Genomic DNA, 19,571 nt, shown 5'->3' with positions numbered 1-19,571 from the left:
CGCCGCTGAACTGCCGGCCTGCTCCCCGAGATCCGGGCCCGGCTTGCGCCCGTCCGTTCGACCTGCGCCCAGCGGCCGACCGCATCCCGTAGGCCACGCGCGCGGGCCTCGCCGGTCGACGTTCACGACGATGTGCGGGTAGGAGAAGCGCAGCGCGAAGAGTATGGGTCCGTCGACGAGGTCGGCGAACAGCTTCACGAGCTGCCCTGAGCCGCTGGTCCCACGGCAGGCCATAGCGCCGCGTTCTCCGTGCGGATGCGGACGACGAGCCAAGGTGTGTTGGCGATGGTGAAGAGCATGGCGGTAATCCATGCGGTGTGGACGAGGGGCAGGGCGATGCCTTCGAACAGGACGATGAGGTAGTTGGGGTGCCGGATCCAGCGGTAGGGCCCGGTAGTGACCGGCAGTAGTCCGGGCACGACGATGACGCGGGTGTTCCATCGAGGGCCGAGCGCCCTCATGCACCAGGCGCGGCCTACCTGCACGAGGATGAGGACGGCCAGTGCCGGCCAGCCGATCAGAGGGACGAAGGCGCGGTCAGTAAGGACGACCTCTGCAACGGTCCCAACGAGCAGGCAGACATGAAGGACGATCATGACGGGGTAGTGGCGTTGCCCGTACTCGATGCCGCCGCGATCGATGCCCCATCGCGCGTTGCGGCGGGCGGTTGTCAGTTCGATCAGGCGCACGACGGCCACGGCGGTCATGAGAACGAACAGACTTACGGGGATCGTTACCCAGCCCAGAGACATGTCGGATCCTCCTTCTCCCGCCCGGACGGCGAGATCCGTCGTCTTACCGCGTTGCGAGTCGGTGGAGGCGTTCGGCCAGGGCGCGGTATCTGCCGGCGCGGTCCGCTGATTCCTTCATGTGGGCGGCGATCTCCTCCTGGGCCTGCTGTCCGACCGGTGTAAGTCCGGTGATGTCGAGGGCGCCGAGCATGCGGACGAAGGGACGGGCGACGTCCTTGTAGTAGATCTCCGGTGAGAGGATGCCCGACCTGGCCATGGAGCTGATCAGCCGCCCGAAGCCGGGTGCGGCGTGGCCGGGGGGACGGAATGTCTTGAGGACTTTGGCCGCGGCCTGCAGCGTTCGGTCGGGGTGCATGCGCATAGCCGCCTGGAGGGTGGTCCGGTAGAAGAGCATGTGCCGGTTCTCGTCGTGGGCGATGCGTTGCATCAGGGCCCCGCACACGGGTTCGTCGCACAGTCGGCGGATTCCCTGGTAGCTGACGCGGGTGCCGAGTTCCTGGATGGTGACGTAGACCAGGGAGGCGATGAGGTCGCCGCGGTAGTCGATCTCGTATCCGTTCTGCATATGCGCGGTGCGGGCGTCCTCCAAGAGCACCGGATCGGCATTGCGGGTGACGACGAGGTAGTCGCGGATGGCGGTGCCGTGCCTGGCTTCCTCCATGGTCCATCGATTGACCCAGACGCCCCAGGGGCCGTCGAGTGACAGCATTTCCCCGATCACCCGGTGGTAACTGGGCAGGTTTTCTTCGGTGAGCAGGCTGTAGAGGAGGCCGTCCCGAGCGGCCGCGTTCAGTTTCTGCTGGGAGGGGTCCCATGGCTCTCCTTCGAGGAGACCGTCGTAGTCGCGGCCCTGGCTCCACGGGATGTACTGGTGCGGGTACCAGTCGGCGGTGGTCCGGAAGTGCGTGTCGAGGGCGTCGGTGACGACCGGTTCGAGGTCGATCAGGATGCGTACGTCTGCGGGGATGGCGGGCACGTCCGTGACACCTTCCTAGTGATGCGGTCGGCAGGTTGCGGTGGCGGGTGGGGGGCGGTCCCCTACCAGCGGAGGAGGACCAGTTCGATGGCGAAGCCTGGCCCCATGGCGGCGACCAGTCCGGGTGCGTTCGCTGGGGGCGGTGTTTCCATGGCCGCGTGCAGGATGTCCAGTACGGAGACGGACGAAAGGTTGCCTCGCTCGGCCACGGAGCGCCGGGTGAGCTCCAAGGCGTCAGGCTGCAGGTCCAGGGCTCGTTGTACAGCGGTGAAGACCTTCGGTCCGCCACCGTGGATGATCCAGCTCGAGATCTGCTGCGGCGACAGTGCGTGCCGCGCGAGGAGCCCTTGGACGGCCGTGGGCAGGTGCTTCTCTGTGAGCGTCGGGACCTCGGGCGACAGCATGATCCGAAAGCCGTGGGAGCCGATGTCCCAGCCGAGGACGTCCTCGGTGCCGGGGAGTAGCAGGCTGTGAGTGTCCACCAGTTCAGGCCCGGCGGGGTAGCCGTCCCGCTGGGCTCCGAAGGCCACGGCGGCGGCCGCGCCGTCCCCGAAAAGGCTGCCGGCGACGATGTTCGCCACGGAGCCGTCCTTGTGCTGGTAGGCCAGGGTGCACAGTTCCACGGCGAGCAGGACGGCCACTTGGTCGGGGTGGGCCAGGAGGTAGTCATGGAGGCGGGCCAGACCTGCGGCGCCGCCGGCGCAGCCGCTGCCGAACAGCGGGATACGTTTGACGTCCGGTCGTAGCCCTACCCGGTGGGCGAGCCGAGCCTCCAGCGACGGCACGGCCAGCCCGGTGACGGTGGTGCTGATCACCGCGTCGACCTCCTCCGGCTGAATGCCTGCGGTGCGCAGCGCGCCGATCAGCGCTCGTTCCCCCAGGTCCATGGCGGTGTCGAGCCAGACGCGGTTCTGCTCGGTGAAGTCCTCCCTGCGGGCGAGATCGACGAGCTTGTCCAGCGGCAGGGACAGCGAGCGGGTCTCCACACCTGAGCTGGCCTGGATCTTGCGGAGTACTCGGGGGCCCGTCTCGGACTCCAGCAGCGTCGTGCTGGCCAGGGCGGCCAGGATCTCTTCCTGCCGGTATTGATACGGCGGGAAGGCCGTCTGGATCGCCACCACCTGTGGGCCGCCGACCGCCGACGGTCGGGTGCGGTCATGTGTCGTCTGACGCATCGACATCAGCTTCCGCCTTTCTTCACGGGTGTGGTGATCAGCAACGGGGACCTGGTGCGGGCCGGAGCCCACCAGTTCGCCGGACCAAGGGCTGCCATGACGGCGGGCACCAGGACTCCCCGCACCAGGACGGCGTCCACGAGCGCGCCGAGTGCGACGCCGATGCCGATGAACTTGAGCAGGGCGACGTGGGAGGTGGCCATGGCTGCGGTCGAGATCGCTACGGCTGCCGCGGCGGACGTCATCAGCCGGCCGGTGCGGGCGACGCCCTCGATGATCGAGGTGCGGTTGTCGCCGCAGTGGTCGTACTCCTCGCGGATACGGCCGAGTAGGAAGACCTCGTAGTCCACCGACAGGGCGAGCGCGATGAACAGGACGAACAGCAGTGTCGAGGCGTCCAGCGTTCCCGTCGCCGTGAAGTGGCCGAGCACTGCGTTGCCGTGGCCGTCCTGGAAGAGGACGACGAGCGCGCCGAGGCTCGCCCCGAGGCTGGCGGCGGCCACGAGCAGAGCTTTGAGGGGGGCAACCAGGGTGCGGGTGAAGGCGCCGAGGAGGGCCAGGAGCCCCACAGCCAGCAGAAGCAGGCACCGTGGGAGGGCGCCGCGGACGGCGTCCGCCGTGTCGAGGACTTCCGCGGCTCGCCCGCCCACCGCCACGCTTCCCGGGGCGGGGGTTTGCCGTACCTTGCGCACCACGCTGTCCGCCTCCGGCGTGCCGGGGGCGGCAGCCGTGGCCGCCAGCAGCACGACCGCCTCAGCGGACGGAGCCACACGCGCCACGTGAACGCCGGTGATGCCCGGGACGCGGGCGAGTCGGTCGCCGTACGCCGGTGCACCGTCCGTCGCCTGCGGTCCGGTGACGACCACGGTGAGGAGCCGCTCTGGTGGCGCGGTGAACTCGGCGCGCACGCGCTCGGCCGCTGCGGCAGCCGGAGCCGACGAAGGCAGCGTGCGTTCGTCCACGATGCCGAGCTGTGCGTGGGTGAAGGGTGCGGCCAACAGGGCCAGCAGCAGCACCGCCAGGCCACCCGCCAGGAGGGGCCGTGCGGTGACCGTGGTCGTCGTGCGATGCCAGAAGCGACTCCCGTCCCCGGTGCGGGCACGCCGCCACCGCGCCAGGGGGTCCCATGCTTGGGCCCGGGGGCCGAGCAGCCGCAGACAGGCGGGCAGCACGGTCAGGGCGACCAGCGCCGCCAGCACGGTGACGATCGTGCCCGCCAGGGACAGTGCGCGCAGCATCGGCACCGGCACCAACAAGGCGGTGGCGAGGCATACGGTGACGGCGGCGGCGGAGAAGGCGACCGAACGGCCGCTGGAGCGGCGGGCGGCCGCCAGCGCGGTGTGCAGGTCCCCGCCCCGCGAGGTCTCCTCCCGCACGCGGGCCAGCAGGAAGAGGCTGTAGTCGACGGCCAGGCCGAAACCGATCGCCGAGGCGGCGTTCACCGCGACCCGTGACACGTCGACCACCTGCGCCAGCAGGCCCAGGACCGGGATGGTGCAGCCGATGGCCAGCGCTGCCACGACCACGGGCAGCAGCGCGGATACCACGGACCCGTAGGCGAAGACCAGGACGACGAAGAGTACCGGCGCGGCCAGCAGTTCGGCCCGGCTCAGATCACGCTCGATGGTCTCGTCGATCTCCCGGTTGGCCCACACCTCGCCGCTGGGCTCCACCTGCATCCTCGGGACAGCCGAGCGGGCTGCCGCCACCACAGCGGGCGCTGCCTGTTTACGTTCCTTGTCTGTCCCCTTCAGCCGTACGGCGACAAGCAGGGTCCGTCCGTCCTTGGAGCGCAGCCACGTGTCACCGGTGGTCTGTGCCGACCACACGGCCTTGACGTCGCGCTGCCCGGCCAGCGTCTCCGTCATCGCTGTGGCGCTGTCCCGGACGGAGGCCTCGCGTTCACCGCCGGGGCGCTGGGAAACGGTCAGGAGCAGATCGGGCGAGGGCACGCCGAGCCGCTCTGCCTGCCGTCTGGCGCGCATCGCCTCCGTGTCCGTCGCAACCGCGCCGCCCGTGCTCAGCGCCGAGAAGGCCATCGGGGCCAGCACCCCCGCGCACGCTGCCGCCAGCAGGGCGCACGCCACCACCAGCCAAGCCCGCCGCCGCACCGCATCCATCCCTGTACCCCCGTCTTGCATCTGAACCGGACGCTTCGTCCGGCTCCCGCTAGGAAGCCGCGAACAGCAGAACGGCGTTCTGGCCGCCGAAGCCGAAGGAACAACTGATCCCCACGTCGCCGCGCATGGGGCGGGGACGTCTGGCGACGACGTCCAGCTTGTGGTCCCCGTCCTGGCCCTCGAAGTTCGCCACCGGCGGGACGGCCGCATGGCGCAGCGCGAGAACCGTGTAGGCCGCCTGGATCGCCCCGGCCGCCCCCAGCGCGTGCCCGATCACGCCCTTGGACGCGGTGACCGGCGGTCCGTCGTCACCGAAGACGCGGACGAGGGCTCCTGCCTCGGCCGCGTCGTTCAACGGGGTGGAGGTGCCGTGCGCGTTGATGTGGCCAACGTCCCCCGGCCCGCACCCGGCGTCGGCGAGAGCGGTGTGAATGGCGCGGACCGCGCCGTCGCCCCGCGGGTGCGGGGCGATGGGATGGTGCGCGTCGGCACCGGCACCGTAACCCCGCAGCAGCGCCAGGACGGGAGCCCGGCGGGCCCGAGCCGCACAGGCGCGCTCGAGGACGAGGATGCCGGCACCCTCGCCTAGGACGAAGCCGTCACGTTGCGCGTCGAACGGCCGGCTGGCCAGGGCCGGCTCCGCCTTGCGCCGGGACAGTGCCCGCATCCGTGTGAAGCACGTGGCCGTCATCCGCGAGCGAGCCGACTCGCTGCCGCCCGCCAGCACGATGTCGCAGGTACCGGACCGCAGGAGGTCCCGGGCCACGCCGATCGCGGTGGCGCCCGACGCGCAGGCGCTGGCGGTGGTGAAGTTGGGGCCGCGCACGCCCAGGTCGATGGCGACCTCGCCTGCGGCCATGCTCGGTACGCTGCGCGGGAGCGCGAGCGGCGAGACCCGCTCCGGCTGCCCGGCGCCGAGGTGGCCGAACTCAGTGACGTACGTACTCAAACTGTTCGACCCCACGCCCAGCACGACACCGATTCGGTCCGCTTCCCAGGTATGACGATCGAGGCCGGCGTCCGCGACGGCCCGCCGGGCGGCGACGAGGGCGAACTGGATGAAGCGGTCCCCGCGCCGCGCCCACGCCCGGCCGAGTTCTGTCTCGGCGTCGAAGTCCGTTACCCGGCAGGAGAAGTCGACGGGCAGTCCCGCCAGTTCGGGATCCGGCGTGGCCAGCGAGCGTCCTCGGCTCAGGGCCGCCCAGTTTGCCTCTGCTGTATGGCCCGCTGGAGTCACCAGCCCCAGTCCGGTGACCGCGATCTCAGCGCACATGCTCGAACGCCTGACCCGCCTCGCCCAGAGTCGAAGACGGGCGCAGGTTTAGGGCGTTCTCGGGCAGAACGATCCCGTACTCCTCCTCCGCCGCCACCACCAACTCCATCAGCGACAGCGAGTCCAGGCCGAGACTCTCGAACGTCGTGTTGTCGGAGAACTCTCCGGCATCCGCCTTCACGTTGAGGTGGCCGGTCAGCAGGGTCACCAGCTCCTCGGGAAGGGCCGACTCCGCCGTGCTTTCCGTCGCTTGCTTCGTGCCGGGGTCTTCTGTTTCCTCACTGCGAGAGGCGGCACGCCCCCCGTTGACCCGTTCGTTTGTAGCACCGACCATGTCTGCATCCCCCTTGTCCTGTCTGTTGTCCGTCACTGTGTGAACGCCGACGAGGGGGGTACGGAACGATCTTTCACCCCTGAGTGTTGCCAGGGCCGTTCCAGCCGTGGCCATCCATGACGCCGACCTGCTGAACGTGCTGCCCTACCCGGCCTTCAGCCTTGTTCACACGTCCGAGTTCGAGGCGTGTGCCGGCGCGGCCGACGCCTCCGCGATCCTGCGGGTCTCCGCTTGGTCGTACGTCGCCCCAACCCGGCGACGCACCTCCGTGAGCTGGCGCTCGGCCGTCCGGCCCGTTGCCCAACAAAAGTGCTGTCGAGATTGATCATGGTCCGGCTGGTGTCGGGGTGAGCGGGTTGTCCAGCCGCCGGATGCAGGCCCGGCGGGGGCGGAGGATGTCGTCGGCGTGCTGGAGGTCGGCGAAGTCGGCGTGGGCCTGTGCGACGGCTTCGGGGTACACCTCCTTCCCCCTCGAAGAACTTCCTTTCCCAGGGTTTGGGGCTGGCGCGGATCACCGCGCGGGGGCTGGTGTCGCCTCAGCGGATTTTCGCCAGGGCCTTGTCCGGGTGGGCGGCGTGGACGTACCTGACGGCGGTGTGGGGGTGGATGCCGAAGACGCGGACGAGGTGAACTGGGTCGGCGGTGTGTCTGGCTTCGTCGAGGACACGGTCGGTCCACAGCTGCTTGGGCAGCATGCCGGTCTGATCGAAGGCGGCCCGCAGTGCGCAGTAGCTCAAGGGCGGCTGGGCGGGGTGGTGGGCGGAGTGGCTCGTGATGAGCAGGTGCGGATTGGGGGAGAGGGGCCAGTTCCTGTGGCGTTCGGTGAGCCAGGCGGCGAGGAGGTCCAGGGTCAGCGTGTCCAGGTGGACGCTGTGCTGGTGGTCTTCGCCGCGCCGGATCCGCAGGGTGCGGCGGCGCAGATTGAGGTCGTCGAGTCTGAGCCGCGTGACTTCGAGGGGCCGTACTCCGTGGACGGCGACCAGGCCGACGGTGAGCCTGGCACGGGGGCTGTCGAGGGCGTCCAGGAGGCCGCGGAGTCGGTCGCTGGGCAGCGGGGTGGGGACGGGCACCGCGGTGGTTAGCGAGATCCCGGTCGTCGGGTTGTGGAAGAGGACCTTCTCCTGCTTCAGCGCGGCGAAGACGCTGCGCAGGACGTGGTGCAGCGCGCGGGCCTGGTTTCCCTGCCGTTGGTCGAGTTCGGTGTGGATGTGCTCTGTGGTGATCTGCCGCAGGTTCAGGCCGGCGGCGGTCCAGGCTTCGAGGACGGGCAGGACGATGTTGAGGTTGCGCCGGATGCGGGTGTAGTCGGCGGCCCGGTGACGGCGGCGGCCCTGGCCGCGCATGGCCCTCACCCAGGCTTGGACCTGGGTGGCGACCGGGTGGGGCAGCACGGTGAGCTTTGCGGCGATGGCTGCTTCGTGGCGCCGGTTGCGGCGTTCGCTGCCAAGGTCGCTGGCCCGTCGGCGCCGCTCGGCGTGGATCTCCTGCAGCGCATCTTCGGGCTGCAGTGCGGGGTCGACGGGGCATAGAAGACCCTGACGTCGCAGGAACGCCAGGACGTGGGTGGTTGCTGTGGGGGAGAACGTGGCAGCCAGGCCGAGGACGTCCTGCTCGCTGAACGGCGCCTCGGCGCCGAGCCAGGCCAGGAGGGTCCGCAAGACTTCCACACCGGCCGGTGCGGGGTGCCGGGGGGTCGGGAACTGGCGTCAGTGGCGCGAAGCTGGCCAGCAGTTCCGCGGCCCGCTCGGTGAGGGCCGGAAGCTCGGCCGCGCTCAGTCCTCGCAGCGCGGTCCAGTCCCGGGTCATGGTGAACAGGGGCGGTTGCCGGGGATCGAGGAGATGCTCGGATACCGGCGGTGGCTTCTGGCCGACACGGCGGCGCATGATGTGCCGTGTCGCGGGACAGGACTGCTTGTGGGGTGTGAAGCCGAGGACTCCGGCCCTGGTGGCGAGCTGGTGGGCCAGCGCGCCGGCAAAGTCAGCTGTGCGTGCGGACCGGCTGTGTCGCCGTACTCGCGCACGTAAACCAAGCAGCCCCGGCACATGCCTTCGACACGGTGAACGGCCAGCCCGTCACGCGCGCAGCGCGGGCACCGGCCTAACGGATAGCGGGTCGGGTCGCCACGCCAGCACTGGCAGCCCGCGCAGCGGCTGGCGGTGATACCGAAGCACCCGCAGTCCTCGCAGCCGCGTACCGGCCACACGGGCGCCCGGGGGCCGGTTCGCGGCCGCAGCAGCCCGGCACGGGCAAGCATCTCTCCAGCCGCCTCCTTCAACGGCAGGTTGACCTGGTCGAGTACCTCCTCGGCTACCAGCACCTCACCGTTGGCGTCCCGCAGGGCCAGAGCGAGCCGCACCAGGCGCATCACCATTCCCGGCCACGTGGGGCTCAGCCCCCGCGCGGCCGCGCTCTCCCGCGCCAGCTGGGTGAGCGCGTCCTCCTCCGGCCAGGACCGTGCGGTGAAGCGGTGGAAGGCGGCCCGTTCCAGCCGCCGCCGGACGGGAAACAAGGCCAGCTGGCCGCGCACTGCCGCAGGAAGCATCCGGGGATCGTCCACCGGCAAGAGGCCGGGCACGGGCTCCAGCCGGGGAGCATGATCCCGGCGGGAGCGTCGCGGCAGGGGCCACGCCTCGTGGTTTCCGAGCCCGGGCACGTGCAGGCGCAACTGCCTCGAAAAGGCAGCACCACCGAGCAGCCGGCACGGGTCTCGGCCCGGATGGCGATCACACAGGCCCGGCACAGCGCATCACGGTCCACTGGCACCGCCGCCAGGCAGCCGCGGCACTCGCCGTGCGCGAACAGCTTGCACCAGGACCGGCAGCCGGCGCACAGCCCGTCACTGCCGATCTTCATATGCCCCCACACCAGGCAGGCGGCACACTGCCGAACCAGCTTCACTGACTGCTCCCCACGGTCAGTTCGGCGGGTGAAGACGCCGGGGCCCGTCCTTGCGGACCGTGGGCCGCACCGGCACCGGCCGGTCATCGCCGACGGCTGCGCGGCTCTCCAGCTGCTCGGCACTGCCGTGACCGGTCAGTGGCTCCGCCTCCAGGAGGTCGGCCACCGTGCAGCCGAGCGCCTGGCAGATCCGGTCGAGATCGTCCAGCCGCACCGTCACCGGGACGCCGCCCCACAGCGCCGCGACCTTGCTCAAAGACGGGTTGAACCCCACCTCCCGGAACGCCGCCAGCAAATCGGTGGGCCGCCAGATGTCACGTCTGGCCGCAACCCACCGCAGGTTCCACTTCACCTCAGGCTCCCCGCATCGCTCACCAGCCGTTGCACCGCTCGCCCAGCCGCCTCCCGGCACGCCTGTTCCGGATCCGCCTGCGCGGTCGCCAGATACCGGACCGTGGTCGTGGTCCACTCATGTCCCAACAACCTCTGCACCTCCCACAGCGTCTTCCCCCGCTCGTAGTTGTGAGTCGCGCAGGCATGCCGCAGCAGATGCGGGTAAAGCTCGGCGACCGGGCCCGGAAGGTGCAGCCGGGACGCCGCCTTCAAAGCACGCCGGAACGTGGCCGGCACGATCGCGGGCGAGATCGGCATGTTCAGCGCCGCCACCGCGCCCGGCACCCGCTCGGACGGGAACAGCGGGGCCAGCGGGTGCTCTGGGTCGTCCCGGAACATCCCGCGGACCTCCTCGACGTACCACCACAGCAGCTCACGTCCCTGCTGGAACAAGAACGCCTCGCGCTGGCGGGGCCCCGATCCGCGCGCGCCCTTGCCCTCGACGATGAACCGGCCCCACTGCCCGGACTCCCAGTGCACGTCCGAGATCCGCACGCCGCACAGCTCGGAGGCCCGCACCCCGGAGAGGTACGCGATCTTAGCCATCACGTAGTCGCGGCAGGCCACCGCCTCCTTCCGCGCGGTCGGCAGTGCCTCCCGCCACCGTACGAAGAAGTCGGTCATCGCCCGCTGCGACGGCGGCACACGCAGGCCGAAGTCCCCACGGTGGCGCGGCCGGTTGAACGGATCGACGGGCGACTCGACCGTGGCACCGAACAGGCGACTGATCTCCCCGGCGTACCGTTGCTCAAGGAACGCGTAGAAGCCGTCGATGTTGGTGATCTTCGCTCGCACCGTGGACCGCGCCCGCTTGCCCACGCCCGCAAAGTACCGGTCCAGGTGCTTCGGTTCGATCCGCCAGGGGACCGTGGCGTAGTGGTCGCACAGCTCGATCACCGGCTTCACGAGCTTGTCGATGGTGCCCGGCATCAGCCCGGCGGCGTCCCTGGCCCACTGGTACTCGGCCAGCGCGTCCAGGAAGAACGCCCGCTCGTCCGCCGGATCCGACGAAGCCGACCGCTGCCCGTGCAGCGTGAAGACATCAGCCAGAGGCACCCCGGTACTCAGGGGACCCTCATTCTGTGGGGCATGCGTCGGCAGGAGCGCCAGGCGACGAGTTTCGGATTCCTCCACGGATCCGGAGATTAGGCCCGCTACTCGCAGAATCTGCCAGTGATCGCAGGAATCTCATGCCATCGGGTGACGAGTCGAACAGGCCCCGTTGACCTGCTGACTTGCGGCGTTCCTCCCATAGCACGGCAGTCTGGAACCCGTGCGTCCTCCGGTTACGAAGTGAGCGGGCCACTGCGCGGCGGCCGCCGTCGCGGCACTGCCGCGTCTGGGCAGGCGCTGCTGGAGCCGCTCGAAAGCGAGCCGGTCCGCCTCCCAGACCACCAGTTCCCCGCCTGTGTGAGCTACCGCATCTGTCTCAGCGAAGGCCCTTCCCCTGTGGATGAATGGTTCGAAGCAGTAGAGAAGGCGGTCGTGCAAGCGCTTTGCAGTGAACGCGGGAACCGTTCCGGCTCACGCCCACTGCCAGGGATCCGTCCTGGTGGACGGGCTGGGTCCATCGTCGGCCGATCGGGCCGGGCGAGGTGCTCGCCGTCGCCGACCGGAGCGGCACCGTGCGGTTCTGGGACCCGGTGGCCGGACGGTGGCTCGGTGAGGAGCTGAGAGGTGCTCAGGACCTGTCCGGCGTGATGTCGTTCAGCCGCGACGGGACCTTCCTCGCCACAGCCGCCGTCGAGGCCGTCTCGCGCGTCTGGTTCGTGCCCGTGCCGCGGGTGGCGGTGGCGGAACTGTGCGCCCGGTTCGGCGGGCCGACCGAGGGGGAGTGGCGCAGGTACGCCCCGGCCAGCAGAGACCCTTTCGGTGCCCGGGTTCCGCTCCCCGCGCATGACCGGCCGCCCGCTGGGCACGATGTCGTTCACCAGCGCGCCGGCGAGGGTGGAGGAGTCGGGTGCTGGGCATGGACTCCGTACCCGATGCGCAGCACGAGGAGAGCGTCATGAATCGTCAGGCCCGGGTTCGTGTCCGTGTCAGCCGTCGGCCCACCGCGCCGTGGAAGGACGAGATCGACCGCAGGACGCCGTCGGGGCGGCTCCTGCCGTACTGACCCGGTCACGGCGGGCCGCGTGCGCGGTGGCCGGGCGCCGCACGCCCGCAAAAATCGGGTGGCGAGTTCCGCGTCGCCGGGGCGTTCGGAGGCGGCGAGTCGCAGTCTCAGCGACCTGAGCCGGGCCGCCCCCTCCTCGGGTTGCTCCAGACCGAGGAGCGGCGTTCGGCGTTGTGCAGAACGCGCCAGGCGGCGGCCAGCCACCCGACCGCCAGGCATTCCGGGCCGGCGCCGATCGGCTGGCGGGCTGGCTGGCTGGCAGACCCTGGCGCTGGCTGGCAGCCCAGTCGCGCTTCCGTCTGCACTTCGCACCGACCGGGTACTCGTGGCTGAACCTGGTCGAGCGGTTGTGCGCCGAGCTGCGCGGGAAAGGCCCGGACGCGGCGTCCACCTCTCCGTCCAGGCACTCGAACGCGACATCCGCCCCTGGCTCGCCAACTGGAACGAAGAGTCCCGCCCATTTGTCTGGACGACGACCGCCGACGAGATCCTCGACAAAGCCGCCGCTTACTGCCGACGAATCTCCGACTCAAGTGAATAGGGGCCGGCCCGAGCGGCCGGCTACAGCCGGAACTCCCGGTGGCACCAGGTGAACAGTTCCCGTGCCTCCTCCAGCCAGCGGTCGGCCATCGCGTGGAACGCCGGCCGGGACAGCGCACACGCCAGCGGCAGGGTACGGATGCCGCTCAGGTACGCGGGGCCGGCGCCGCCGAGGTTGCAGACCGAGAGCATGGGGGCGAGCCGCTCGACATTCCAGGCGTTGGCAGCGGCGGCCGCCAGGGCAATCTGATTTTCCGTCAGGTAACGGTCGTCCGTGATGAGCACCAGCAGCAGTTCCTTCCGGGCCGTCGTGAAGGCCAGCGTGATCTTCCGCCGGGCCTCCGGGTGGTCGAACCGGACCGACACCGAGCCCGCATCGGCCTCCAAGGGCAGGTCGCGCCGCGCCACCCAGGTGCTCACCAGCCGCTGCCACTGGCCGGACAGCGCGAGCCCGTCGGGCGACGGAAGGTCAGATCCGGGCACGTCGTACCGCCTCCAGCACCATACGGTCGTTCAGTCCGGCGTCCAGCAAAGCCGTGACGCCGGCCGGGAACGCAGGCACCGGACGGGGTTCCGGCGGTGCGTCGGAAAGGGCCAGGGGCGCGGCCACACGGGTGGGGACTGCGCCCTCGGCGAGCCAGGCCGCTCCCGTGGCCACCGCCAGTTCCGGCTCGGACACGTTCATCACCGGCCGCCCCGACCGTGCGGCCAGCAGCTCGCCGACCATGGGAAGTCGGGAGCTGCCGCCCACCGGAATGATGAGATCGAGGTCCGCCCAGCCGAGGCCGTGGGCTTTCAGCAGCCGCTCGCACTCCGCGACGGTGTCCGACAGCAGCGGACGGACCGCCTCCCTCAGCTCGTCCTGGGTGAGCCTGACCTCCACCGGCGGATCGAGCATGGTGAGCAGATCGGTGTGCTCCGATGAGACGGACAGCTGCTGCTTGAAGGCGGTGCACGACTCGGCGAGCTGGGTCCGGCGGCGCAGCACTGCAGCGGCGCGGTCGTCCTCGCCGCTGCCGCTGCCGCTGCCGCTGTCGCCGTCGCCGGAGGGCCGCAGGGAGTCCAGGGCGACGGCGGGGCAGCGGTCCCGGATCAGACCGAGCACCGCCTGGTCGATGGCCAGCCCGCCGACGTGGGGCAGACCGCCGGGGGAGCCGAGCACGGTGAGGCCGTCCCTGGTTCCCCGGGCGACCGCCAGGTCGAACGTGCCGCCGCCGAGGTCGTACACCAGGATGGTCCGCTCCCGGTCCATCCCGTGGTCGTGCAGGGCATACACGGCTGCGGCCACCGGCTCGGTGTACACCTCGACCGTCTCCGGCCGCAGGCCCGCGGCCTCGGCGGCATCCAGCATGAGCCCTCTGCGGGCCCGTTCCCAGGTAGCCGGGACGGTGATTCCCACCCGGTCCGGCTCCGCCCCGACGGCCGGCGGGCCTGCTCCACCAGGAAGCCGAGGACCCGTGCGGTGAGTTCCTCGCTGCTGAACCGGCGCTCGCCCAGCCGGTGCGGTAACGGCTCGCCGAACTCCCGCTTGAATTCGGCTCGGAAACGCTCGGGGCGTCGTAGGCGCGAGTTCTGGGCCGCCTGCCCCACCACCATCGATCCGTCGGGAAGGAGACACACGGCACTGCGCACGGAGGTCGCTCCATGAGCGCTGACGGGGTCGCGCACCGGCAGCGGCGGTTGCCCCTGACGGAGTACCACCAGGGCGGAGGCCCAGGTGCCGAAGTCGATGCCGTAGACCACGCCGCCGGCCGTGGCACCTGGGCCCGTGCTGCCACTCATGGCGTGTCGAACTGGTCGGGGTCGAAGGACGCGCCGATCACCGGGGGCAGGGTGGTGTCGATGACGGGGGACTCGGGCAGGGTGGCGGGCGGCTCGGGCAGCACGTCGACCGCGGAGACATCGGTCGCCCCCTGCGCCGTGACGGCGGCCGCGGCTGAGGCGGGGACATCCGGGCCGAGCGCGTGCAGCGCGGCGTCCAGGGCGAGGTCCGCCACGACCTCACCGGCCACCGCGGCGACCGTGGCCGCGGCCACAGTGGCTGTGGAAGGCACGCCGTGCCCAGGCATCCCGTGCGTCGGTGCGGCGGACGGCGGTGTCGCGGGCGGCGCCGACCGGGGTGCCGGGGCCGCCGGACCCGGCCGCGCTCCGGGGGGTGCCTCCGGCGGCGCCGACCGGGTGGCCAGGCGGTCCACGCGGGAGCGCAGCCGGTCGAGTTCCCCCTTCAGACGGCGGTAGCGCTCCTGGCGAGCCAGCAGTTCGCCGCGCCTGCGAGTCTGGGTCTCCTTGGTCTGCCGGCTCGCCTCCTGGAGCCTGCGGCCCGACTCCGCCAGCGATTCCTGCTGGGCCGCAAGCTGTGCGTTGAGCTCCTTGACCATGGACTGGGCGATGTCTCCGTACGCCTGCTGGAAGGATTCGGAGGCGTGCCGCCGGTTGGCGGCGATTTCCTGGCAGACGAGCTGGAGCAGCCGCGCATCGCGTTCGCGCTCGGCCCGCTCACGCAGGTCCAGCCGGTGGTTGCGGACACCGTGGATCAAGCCCATGATGCCCAGCCCGGTGGCCATGATCGTGCCGCTGAAAGGTTCGAACAGGGCGACACCGGCTCCCGCGCCGAGGCCGGCCGCCGCGGTGGACCAGCCGGCTCGGAGCTGGTCGAAGGTCCGGGCGGAACGGACGTTGAGCGGCACGGTGGGGACCGTGATGCTGGGAGTGAAGGGCGGCGGGGGCGCCTCGGGCGAGGTGAGGCGGAGACTGGTGTGCCGGGCGAAGTCCTCCATAATCTGCAGCGCCACACCGGCCAGCCGGTCGTGCGCCTCGGTGAGTGCCCGGTGCATACCTGACGCGACCTCGCCGATCAGCTCGTCGGAGCCCGGGTCGCCCCCGGCGGACACCATTTCCTGGTAGCGGCGCAGGAGCGCGTCGAAGGTGTCCTGCAGCGCGGCGCGGGCCTGCCGGGTGTCCACCTCGAAGCGGCGGGTCAGCTCGGTGCGCCAGCTCGCGCTGCCGGAACTCAGATGCGCGAGCCGGGCGGTGGTCTCCTCGACCTGGCCGCGGATACGCCGGAGTGACGCGTCGGACTCCAGCGCGGCCAGTTCGTTGACCAGCGGCGACCCCGCCGTCGTCAGGGCGTCGCACAGCCCGTCCAACGCTCTGTGCAGCTGTAAGGCGGAGCTCGCGCTGGCGAGCCCTCCCCACAACTCACGGCCCAGCTCCGGGAAACCCGAGTCGGCGAGCAACTGTTCGTCGCCGCGGTCTCGCAGCCACTTGAGCTTGCGGAAGGAGGACACGGGCACGATCACCAGGCTGTCGGCGGGCCTCCCGGTGCGACCGGCGAGCTTCTCACGGGCGCCCTCGACGACCGGGCCGGCGTCCCGCACCTTGTCGACCTTGGTGACGGCGGTGACGACCACCTCGCACTTCTCCAGGGCCTCGCTCAGGAAGTCCAGTTCGTACGTGGCGGGCGGCTCGATCGCGTCGCAGACGAAGACCAGCCCGTCGGCCCGCTCCAGGAAGGCGCGGGTAGCCGCCGTGTGTTCCCCGTTGACGCTGCCGACACCGGGAGTGTCGACCACCACCAGACCCCCCTCCAGTTGGGGCACCGGCGCCTGGATCTCGACCAGTCGGACGTTTTTGTGATTGCCCGGGTTGCCCTGCTCCGTGACGTACACGGGAAGCTCCGCGTGGGTCAGCTCCAGCTGCCGGACGACGCCCCCGGAACCCGGTTCCGCGAGGTGCACCACGGCACGTTCCTCGGCACCCCACGCCAGTGTGGAGACCACACAGGTGGCCACGTCGACATCGACCGGGAACAGACCGGGCCGTTCCACCAGCGCGTTGAGCAGTGACGACTTGCCGCGCTTGTACTCACCGACCACCACCACATGGCAGGTGCCGGCCTCCAGGCGTTCCCTGGACCGCGCGAGCAGTTCCCGCTGGCGGGGGCCAAGTTCGTCCAGGAGCTCGTCGAGGACTCTGGGATAGGCGGCCAGCACGTCGGTGCGCAGACGGCTGATGACGTTGTCCCGCATGGTGGTTCACCCTTCGTGGGGCAGAGGGTCGCCGGTCAGGTACTGCCGGGTGAAGTGGGGCGCGAGCCGCCGGTAGGAGGGCACGAGGCAGGGCTCCAACAGCCGGCCCAGCAGCTCCCGGAACTCCGAGACCGTCGCCGCGTCAGGCTGCCGCCCGAGCGAGAACGCGCCGAAGAGCTGGTCGTACAGACCGAACAACCGCGTGCGCCGCGCGCGGTATCCGGCGTTCGACAGCCCTTCGACGGCTGGGTGGGGGAAACGGCCGATCGGCTGCGCCCACTCCCGCCGGGAGCGGTGCGGCTCCTTGAAGCGCAGATCGGTGTACTCGACGAGGCGCCCGGTGGACCAGTCGAGGGTGGCCGTGGCGAACGGCGTGAAGAGGTCGGCGCCGCCGGCCGGTTCCGGACGCAGTACGAAGAGCGGCAGCCGGGCGAAGACCCTCGGCCCGCCGTCCTGGATCACCGCGATCGGAACGGGCCAGCCGATGCCGCACTCCATGGGCGCCAGATCGCGGAAGGTCCGTGAGCGGCGCAGCGCCTTGACCAGGCCCTCACAGCGCGGCAGACCACGCTCGGTACGGGTCATGGCGCGACCGTCCCCGGCGCACCGGCCGCCACCAGCAGGTTCCCCGAGTCCTGCCAGGCGCCCATGAACTCGTCCAGCGGGACCGCCAGGCCCTGCCCGTCCGGATGCCCCGAGTCGTTGAGTATCACCATCGGGCTGGCCGGGTCGCTGTAGTCGATCCCGGTGACCCACACAGCATGGTCGGCGTCCTGGCCCGGAATGCCCGGTGCGGTGCCCACAGGATCGTCCGCCGGGTCGTAACCGGACGTCCAGATCTCACTGGAGTCGACCCCCACGATGGCTGCCCCGCCGCTCGCGACCACCTGCTCCAGCTGCTCCAGGGACGCCCCCTCGACATGCTGGACCGGGACGCCGTGGTGCTCCAGAAGATTTCCCACATCGGCGGGCGCGGTACCCGAACCGTCGAACCAGCCCATGCTCGCCGCCTCCTGGGTGAGCTGCTCCTCGCTGTACTCCTGGCCGGTGAGATGGCTGAGTACCATGCCCTGCGCACCGATGGCACAGGCGTTGACACCGGTGTGCTGCCGCCACACGTCCATGGCCTCGCCGGGACTCCCGGAGACGGCCGCGGGATCACTCCGTGCCGGATCGAAATTGGGCAGGTCCGGTACGCCGCCGACGGCCGGGCCGGCGTACGGCACCGCCACCGCCGACGGGCCCACCGGGTCGCCCAGGAGCATCTGGTCGGTCAGGTTGATCGGGGACGACGGATCCATGTAGTCGGTGAGGTCCACATCGGCCGCAGGCTCGAATCCGGGATGAGCGCCCGGGTCGTACGGTTCCCAGCTCACTGACCCGTCCCTTCGTCGCCGACCCCGTACAGCAGCTCCCGGGCCCGGCCGATTTCGTCCGCCACCCGCTCGTAGGTGCGCAGCACCGCCCGCGCACGGCGAGCGTGGGCCGGTCGACCAGCGGGTCCGAGCACAGCCCGGCCCACTGGGCGGCGTGGCGGCGGGCCGTCGCAAGCAGCGTGTCGACGGGTGTGCCGACGGGCAGGCCCAGCCGGGCCGCACAGCTCGGGCCGTGCTCGCCGGTGACCGCCAGCAGCTGGGCCTCCTGCTCCGCCGTCAGGTCGAGCCCGCCGTTGTAGTACGCGCCCAGCGCGGCCAGTTCTGCCGGTCCCGGGTCGGTGACCTGGAGCTCTTCCAGCAGAGCCGCCACCCGGTCCGCCGCGGCGGGCACGGGCCGCCCGGCGAGCTGCGCCGTGGCCCGCATCCTGAACACCTCGTCCGCGATCTCACGCCGACCGTGGTCCAGCTTGATCAGCCCGGCCCGGTTGCCGAAGTGCCGCAGGACGAGCTCCCGCAGCGCGAGCACACCGCTGCGCTCCAGCAGAGTCCGGCGCACCGCGTCCTCACCCAGGCCATCCCGAAGACAGCCGCAGGCCAGGAAGACCCCCCACGCCCCCATCCGGTCGACCAGATCGGCGCGGACCCCGGCCGGGACGGGCAGCTGCGGATACTCGCGGCCGCAGAAGAGACTGACGTCCTCCATGAGGTCCGCCAGCCGCCGCGGCGGTACCTTCGCCAGCTCCGACAGCGGCCCGAACGCCTCCGACGGCATGCGCTGGGCGGCGATGCCGAGCAGACCCGCCACGGGCACGACCGTGCGGAACACCCGCCGAACGGCGGGGCGTCGCGCGTACGAGTCTGCGATGCGGCGGGCTGTCGCCATCGGATCGTGGTCCAAGGGGTCGGCGGGCATCCCATCGGGACCGGTCTCACCCACGGGGGGCCAGTACTGGTCGCTGCGCGAGAGCACTCCGAACGCCTTCAGCGGGCTCACGACCGCCCCGTACGCCCCGGCGAAGCTGTCCACCGCCTGCTGGTCGGCCCGCCCGAGACCACGGCTGAAGACGAAGACGACGGCGTCGGCCCGGTCCATCTCGGCCGCGCTCAGGGCGTGCACGGACCGGGCGTCCCCGCCCAGCCGCTCGAGCACCCGGGCGGCGTCCTCCCGCTCCACCGGATCGTCGATGCCCAGGAACGACAGCGTGTTGTCCGCGTCCGTCCCGTGCACACTTCCCAGCCCCGGCGTGTCCACGATCCGGAAGCGGCGCAACAGCGCGCTGGGCCGGCCACCTCGACCTTCCGAATGGCACGCAACTGCCGCAGCGCCCCGGCGTCACGCACGGTCAGCCGGGACAGCGCGTCCGGCGGCCACTCCTCGACGGGGCGGCCGTCCTTGAAATGGACCAGCAGCCGCGGCTGCTCCGCGTGGTGGAACTCCGAGACGTTGAAGGTGAGCTCCAGCTGACCGGTCTCACAGACCTCATCGCCGAGCAGGGCGTTGACCAGAGTCGACTTGCCGCGCTTGATCTGGCCGGCCACCGCTATCCGCATGGGCTGCGCCATGCGGCCCGTGCGGCGCGCAGGATGCT

General features: G+C 70.9%; 18 protein-coding genes and 1 pseudogene. 2 read left to right on the top strand and 17 right to left on the bottom strand.

What is annotated here, in order from left to right:
• Window positions 1-194: 194 nt before the first annotated feature.
• From BM536_RS05295 to BM536_RS05270, 6 genes are all read right to left on the bottom strand, one after another.
• Window positions 195-752 carry an isoprenylcysteine carboxyl methyltransferase family protein gene (locus BM536_RS05295; protein WP_073494328.1) on the bottom strand — a complete coding sequence of 186 codons (558 nt, stop codon included), beginning with the start codon at window positions 750-752 and terminating at the stop codon, window positions 195-197.
• Window positions 753-795: 43 nt separating this feature from the next.
• The gene (locus BM536_RS05290; RefSeq protein WP_073494330.1) at window positions 796-1,728 is read right to left on the bottom strand and encodes an acyl-ACP desaturase; all 933 of its coding nucleotides are present in this window, start codon (window positions 1,726-1,728) and stop codon (window positions 796-798) included.
• Window positions 1,729-1,790: 62 nt separating this feature from the next.
• Window positions 1,791-2,903, bottom strand: coding sequence for a type III polyketide synthase (locus tag BM536_RS05285; protein WP_073494371.1), 1,113 nt, complete (start codon window positions 2,901-2,903; stop codon window positions 1,791-1,793).
• Between the two features lie 5 nt (window positions 2,904-2,908).
• A complete protein-coding gene (locus BM536_RS05280) occupies window positions 2,909-5,014 on the bottom strand; it encodes an MMPL family transporter (RefSeq protein WP_158086498.1) in 2,106 nt (701 codons plus the stop codon).
• 58 nt (window positions 5,015-5,072) lie between these two features.
• On the bottom strand, window positions 5,073-6,296 hold the full coding sequence (locus tag BM536_RS05275; protein WP_094102592.1) for a beta-ketoacyl-[acyl-carrier-protein] synthase family protein: 1,224 nt from the start codon (window positions 6,294-6,296) through the stop codon (window positions 5,073-5,075).
• Complete coding sequence (locus BM536_RS05270; protein WP_245873270.1) at window positions 6,286-6,666, bottom strand: acyl carrier protein; 381 nt, start codon at window positions 6,664-6,666, stop codon at window positions 6,286-6,288. The genes BM536_RS05275 and BM536_RS05270 overlap by 11 nt, the downstream gene beginning before the upstream one ends.
• A 70-nt stretch (window positions 6,667-6,736) precedes the next feature.
• Here BM536_RS05270 and BM536_RS40205 point away from each other — a divergent pair, with 70 nt between their 5' ends.
• Entirely contained in the window at window positions 6,737-6,955 is a 219-nt protein-coding gene (locus BM536_RS40205) for a hypothetical protein (protein ID WP_073494337.1), read from the top strand.
• Here BM536_RS40205 and BM536_RS43865 read toward each other — a convergent pair whose 3' ends face one another.
• From BM536_RS43865 to BM536_RS05255, 4 genes are all read right to left on the bottom strand, one after another.
• Entirely contained in the window at window positions 6,956-7,090 is a 135-nt protein-coding gene (locus BM536_RS43865) for a hypothetical protein (protein ID WP_281258538.1), read from the bottom strand.
• Between the two features lie 76 nt (window positions 7,091-7,166).
• Window positions 7,167-8,288 carry a tyrosine-type recombinase/integrase gene (locus BM536_RS05265; RefSeq protein ID WP_094102591.1) on the bottom strand — a complete coding sequence of 374 codons (1,122 nt, stop codon included), beginning with the start codon at window positions 8,286-8,288 and terminating at the stop codon, window positions 7,167-7,169.
• 1,257 nt (window positions 8,289-9,545) lie between these two features.
• Window positions 9,546-9,881 (bottom strand): helix-turn-helix domain-containing protein, encoded by a 336-nt coding sequence (locus tag BM536_RS05260; protein WP_073494345.1) that lies wholly within the window; start codon window positions 9,879-9,881, stop codon window positions 9,546-9,548.
• Window positions 9,878-10,978, bottom strand: coding sequence for a tyrosine-type recombinase/integrase (locus BM536_RS05255; protein ID WP_245873269.1), 1,101 nt, complete (start codon window positions 10,976-10,978; stop codon window positions 9,878-9,880). The genes BM536_RS05260 and BM536_RS05255 overlap by 4 nt, the downstream gene beginning before the upstream one ends.
• A 913-nt stretch (window positions 10,979-11,891) precedes the next feature.
• Here BM536_RS05255 and BM536_RS40715 point away from each other — a divergent pair.
• On the top strand, window positions 11,892-12,038 hold the full coding sequence (locus BM536_RS40715) for a hypothetical protein (RefSeq protein ID WP_158086497.1): 147 nt from the start codon (window positions 11,892-11,894) through the stop codon (window positions 12,036-12,038).
• 561 nt (window positions 12,039-12,599) lie between these two features.
• On the opposite strand, the gene BM536_RS05240 is transcribed toward BM536_RS40715, so the two are convergent.
• From BM536_RS05240 to BM536_RS44730, 7 genes and pseudogenes are all read right to left on the bottom strand, one after another.
• On the bottom strand, window positions 12,600-13,061 hold the full coding sequence (locus BM536_RS05240) for a hypothetical protein (RefSeq protein ID WP_073494347.1): 462 nt from the start codon (window positions 13,059-13,061) through the stop codon (window positions 12,600-12,602).
• The gene (locus tag BM536_RS05235; protein ID WP_143650796.1) at window positions 13,048-13,977 is read right to left on the bottom strand and encodes an Hsp70 family protein; all 930 of its coding nucleotides are present in this window, start codon (window positions 13,975-13,977) and stop codon (window positions 13,048-13,050) included. Before BM536_RS05235 ends, BM536_RS05240 begins: the two co-directional genes overlap by 14 nt.
• A gap of 379 nt (window positions 13,978-14,356) precedes the next feature.
• The gene (locus BM536_RS43860) at window positions 14,357-16,606 is read right to left on the bottom strand and encodes a dynamin family protein (protein ID WP_094102588.1); all 2,250 of its coding nucleotides are present in this window, start codon (window positions 16,604-16,606) and stop codon (window positions 14,357-14,359) included.
• Window positions 16,607-16,612: 6 nt separating this feature from the next.
• Entirely contained in the window at window positions 16,613-17,191 is a 579-nt protein-coding gene (locus BM536_RS05225) for a hypothetical protein (RefSeq protein WP_073494351.1), read from the bottom strand.
• Window positions 17,188-17,730: a C39 family peptidase gene (locus tag BM536_RS05220; protein ID WP_158086496.1), complete on the bottom strand. Its 543-nt coding sequence runs from the start codon at window positions 17,728-17,730 to the stop codon at window positions 17,188-17,190. The genes BM536_RS05225 and BM536_RS05220 overlap by 4 nt, the downstream gene beginning before the upstream one ends.
• 34 nt (window positions 17,731-17,764) lie before the next feature.
• Window positions 17,765-19,252: a hypothetical protein gene (locus BM536_RS42360; protein ID WP_245873268.1), complete on the bottom strand. Its 1,488-nt coding sequence runs from the start codon at window positions 19,250-19,252 to the stop codon at window positions 17,765-17,767.
• 128 nt (window positions 19,253-19,380) lie between these two features.
• Window positions 19,381-19,533 (bottom strand): annotated as a pseudogene (locus tag BM536_RS44730) (dynamin family protein); the annotation flags it as partial.
• Between the last annotated feature and the right edge of the window lie 38 nt (window positions 19,534-19,571).

It is taken from the genome of Streptomyces phaeoluteigriseus, assembly GCF_001896135.2.
In the GTDB taxonomy this organism is placed as follows: Bacteria; Actinomycetota; Actinomycetes; order Streptomycetales; family Streptomycetaceae; genus Streptomyces; species Streptomyces phaeoluteigriseus.
This window is presented reverse-complemented; position numbering and strand designations above follow the sequence as displayed.